Below are 3,989 nucleotides of genomic sequence, written 5' to 3' on the forward strand. Positions count from 1 at the left end.
GGTCTGGACGCGGAGCTTGGCGTCGAGGTTCGACAGCGGCTCGTCCATGAGGAACACCTGGGGCGAGCGGACGATCGCGCGGCCCATGGCGACGCGCTGACGCTGACCACCGGAGAGCGCCTTCGGCTTGCGGCCGAGGTAGGGCTCCAGGTCGAGCAGCTTGGCGGCCTCGAGGACGCGCTGCGCACGCTCCTCCTTGCCGACGCCCGCGATCTTGAGCGCGAAGCCCATGTTCTCGGCGACGGTCATGTGCGGGTAGAGCGCGTAGTTCTGGAAGACCATCGCGATGTCGCGGTCCTTCGGCGGAACGTCGGTGACGTTGCGGTCGCCGATGAAGATGTTGCCGTCGTTGACCTCTTCGAGGCCCGCGAGCATCCGGAGGGAGGTGGACTTTCCACAGCCGGAGGGGCCGACCAGGACGAGGAACTCGCCGTCCGCGATGTCGAGGTCGAGAGCGTCGACCGCAGGGCGGTTCGATCCCGGGTAGAGCCGGGTCGCCTTGTCATAGGTGACTGTCGCCATTTTTCTTTTGTCTCCTTCACCGGCAGGTACGTGCCGGACGATCCGTTGTGAATGGATGAACGTGGCGTCGACGTCCAGGGGGCGGCGGTGCCACGGCCCCCATACTAAGCCATCCGGAAGGGTGCTCCGACCACGGCCGCCGCGGGCGCCGGCGCGGGCCGCGTCCCGCTGATGGGGGACGCGGTCAGCGGGCTCTCGGCCGGGGCGCGGTGCACCTCTGGTCTATTCCCAGACAGGCGGAATACGATCGTCCGGTGCGTCGCACCCGGCGCACAGCAGCGCGTGTCCCCCCGCACGTGTCCTCCGTACCCCCGAGAGTGATACCCACATGACCGATCCCGACGACAACCGCAGCGGCGATGTTCGCGCGGCCGCCCGGGAGAAAGCCCGCCAGCTCCGCACGTCCCAGCAGCGGAAGGACCGGAGGCGCAAGGCCCTCCTGTCCGGCGGCATCGTGATCGGAGTGCTCGCGATCGCGGCGATCGTCGCCGTCGTCATCGTGAGCGCGATCCGACCCACGGTTCCCGGACCCAAGAACATGGCGAGCGACGGCGTCGTGATCGGCGCCGGCCTCAAGGTCAAGGCCACGCCGGCGCTCGCCGCCGACGCGAAGCCCGTCACGAGCACGCCCGACCCGAGCGCCAGCAGCGCCGTCGACATCCGCATCTACGCGGACTACCTGTGCAAGCTGTGCGGCCAGTTCCAGCGCACCAACCTGGACCAGCTGGAGCCGCTGGTGAAGGACGGCGCCGTGACCGTCGCGATGCACCCCGTCGCCATCTACACCAGCCACTCGGCGGGAACGCGCTACTCGCTGCGCGCCGCGAACGCCGCTGCCTGCGTCGCCAACTACTCGCCGGACGCGTTCTGGGCGTTCAACCAGTCGCTGTTCGAGAAGCAGCCCGCCGAGGGCGGCCCGGGCCTGACCGACCAGCAGCTGAAGGACAGGGTCGCCGGCGCGAAGGCGACGAACCTGTCCGACATCGACTCGTGCATCGACGACGGCCGGTTCAAGACCTGGGTCGGCGCCGCGAGCGACCGCGCGCTGAACGGGCCCATCCCGAACTCGGACGTGCGGCAGATGCGCAACGCCCTGCTCGTGCTCGTGAACGGAAAGCCGTACACCGGTTCGCTCACCAGTGCGGACGATTTCAAGGCGTTCGTGCTGCAGGCGCAGGGCGAGGAGTACTCCTCGACGGGCACGCCGACCCCCACGCCGACGCCGACCGCGGGCTGACGCCCCGAGCTGCGACGCCCGCCGCGACCGTCCCCTAGGATGGTTCGCGACGGGCGTCCGCCGTTTCCGGCCGACGCAGCGCACGCCGACTTAGCTCAGCTGGTAGAGCACTCGCCTTGTAAGCGAGCGGTCGCGGGTTCGAACCCCGCAGTCGGCTCTCTCCCTTTCTCTCTCCCTCTCTCTCGCGGGCCTGCGGGGTGTGGTTGTGGGGTGCGGGGCCGTGGCTTATCCTGGGCGTGCGCGATATCCGAATCCTGTGTTCGCATAGAGAACACACCGCGCCCACGATGAAGTGAGGAGCCTCCATGCAGTTCCACCACCACGGCTATGTCTCGGGGGACCCGCGGGTGCTCCCCGCCGCCGGGCTCGGCCTCGACCGCCCGGACGAGCTGCCGGAGACGATGGACGTGCTGATCGTCGGCAGCGGCCCGGCCGGGATGGTGACCGCCGCGCAGCTGTCGCAGTTCCCCGGTGTCTCGACGCGCATCGTCGAGCGTCGCGGCGGCCGGCTCGCGATCGGGCAGGCCGACGGTATCCAGGCCAGGAGCGTCGAGACGTTCCAGGCGTTCGGGTTCGCGGAGCGGATCATCGCCGAGGCGTACCGGATCACCGAGATGGCGTTCTGGAAGCCGGACCCCGCCGACCCCACGCGCATCGTGCGCGCCGCCCGGGCGGTGGACGACCCCACCGGCATCAGCGAGTTCCCGCACCTGATCGTCAACCAGGCGCGCGTGCTCGACTACTTCGCCGAGTTCGCGGCGAACTCGCCGTCGCGCCTGAAGCCGGACTACGGCTGGGAGTTCCGGAGCCTGGAGATCGGCGACGGCGAGTACCCGGTGAGCGTGACGCTCGTCGGCACCTCCGGCCCCCAGGAGGGCGTCGAGCGAACGGTCCGCGCCAAGTACGTCGTCGGCTCGGACGGCGCGCGCAGCAAGGTGCGCGAGTCCATCGGCTGCACCCTGGCCGGCGACCAGGCGAACCACGCCTGGGGCGTGATGGACGTGCTCGCCGTGACCGACTTCCCGGACATCCGCACCAAGTGCTCCATCCAGTCGGAGTACGGCAACATCCTGCTCATCCCACGCGAGGGCGGCTACCTGTTCCGGATGTATGTGGATCTCGGCGAGGTGCACGACGACAGCGGGGCTGTGCGCGCGACCACGATCGAGCAGATCATCGCGAAGGCCAACGAGATCCTGCACCCGTACACGCTCGACGTGCGCAACGTCGCCTGGCACAGCGTCTACGAGGTGGGCCACCGGCTGACCGACCGGTTCGACGACGTGGTGCTGTCGGAGGCGGGGACGCGGACGCCACGCGTGTTCATCACCGGAGACGCCTGCCACACCCACAGCGCCAAGGCCGGCCAAGGCATGAACGTGTCCATGCAGGACGGCTTCAACCTCGGCTGGAAGCTCGGCCACGTGCTGGAGGGGCGCAGCCCGGAGAGCCTGCTCGCCACCTACTCCGCCGAGCGGCAGGTGGTGGCGCAGAACCTGATCGACTTCGACAAGCAGTGGTCGACGCTGATGGCGACCAAGCCGGAAGACCTGGCCGACCCCACCGAGCTCGAGGACTTCTATGTGCGCACGGCGGAGTTCCCGGCCGGGTTCATGACCGAGTACGCGCCGTCGCTCATCGTGGCCGAGGCGGAGCACCAGGAGCTGGCCGCCGGCTACCCGATCGGGAAGCGCTTCACGTCCGCGCTGGTGGAGCGCGTGTGCGACACCAACCCGGTGCAGCTCGGCCACCACGCCCGCGCGGACGGCCGCTGGCGGATCTACGTCTTCGCGGACGCGGCGGAGGCGGGCGCGCCCTCGGCGGTCGCCGACCTCGCCGAGTGGCTGACGGACTCCCCGGACTCGCCGCTCGCCGCGACGCCGGAGGGGCTGGACGCGGACGCCTGGTTCGACGTCAAGGTGATCTACCAGCAGGACCACACGGGCGTCGACATCGGACGGGTGCCGGCGGTGTTCCTGCCGCGCTCCGGTCCGTTCGGGCTCATCGACTACGAGAAGGTCTACGCGACGGACCCGAAGGACGACATCTTCGACGCCCGCGGCATCGACCGCGACGGCGCGATCGTCGTCGTGCGCCCCGACCAGTACGTCGCCGACGTGCTGCCGCTGACGGCGCGCGAGGAGCTCGGCGCGTTCTTCCGGCCGATCCTCGCGGCCGGCCGGCCCGCGGCCGTCTGAGTCAGCCCAGGTCGCGCGCGCCCCCGGCGGCC

Annotated in this window: 3 protein-coding genes and 1 tRNA gene; 3 read left to right on the forward strand and 1 reads right to left on the reverse strand. The window is 70.0% G+C overall.

All coding sequences use genetic code 11. The annotated features are described in order from the left end of the window. The coding region (locus ACTHMF_RS00870; protein ID WP_440315908.1) for an ABC transporter ATP-binding protein at positions 1–522 on the reverse strand (522 nt) is incomplete at its 3' end. 328 nt (positions 523–850) lie between these two features. Here ACTHMF_RS00870 and ACTHMF_RS00875 point away from each other — a divergent pair. The 3 genes from ACTHMF_RS00875 to ACTHMF_RS00885 all read left to right on the forward strand — a co-directional run bounded on the left by ACTHMF_RS00875 (position 851) and on the right by ACTHMF_RS00885 (position 3,957). Next, the gene (locus tag ACTHMF_RS00875) at positions 851–1,759 is read left to right on the forward strand and encodes a DsbA family protein (protein ID WP_314148267.1); all 909 of its coding nucleotides are present in this window, start codon (positions 851–853) and stop codon (positions 1,757–1,759) included. Between the two features lie 84 nt (positions 1,760–1,843). Next, positions 1,844–1,916, forward strand: a tRNA-Thr gene (locus ACTHMF_RS00880). A gap of 148 nt (positions 1,917–2,064) precedes the next feature. Continuing rightward, positions 2,065–3,957 carry an FAD-binding monooxygenase gene (locus tag ACTHMF_RS00885; protein WP_440315909.1) on the forward strand — a complete coding sequence of 631 codons (1,893 nt, stop codon included), beginning with the start codon at positions 2,065–2,067 and terminating at the stop codon, positions 3,955–3,957. Positions 3,958–3,989 lie beyond the last annotated feature (32 nt).

Source organism: Leifsonia sp., from assembly GCF_051955155.1.
Taxonomy (GTDB): Bacteria; Actinomycetota; Actinomycetes; order Actinomycetales; family Microbacteriaceae; genus Leifsonia.

What these genes read in the sequence shown, in the direction of transcription:
- ACTHMF_RS00885 (WP_440315909.1), top strand. Translation starts at nt 2,065, where the DNA reads ATGCAGTTCCACCACCACGGCTATGTCTCGGGGGACCCGCGGGTGCTC.
- ACTHMF_RS00875 (WP_314148267.1), top strand. Translation starts at nt 851, where the DNA reads ATGACCGATCCCGACGACAACCGCAGCGGCGATGTTCGCGCGGCCGCC.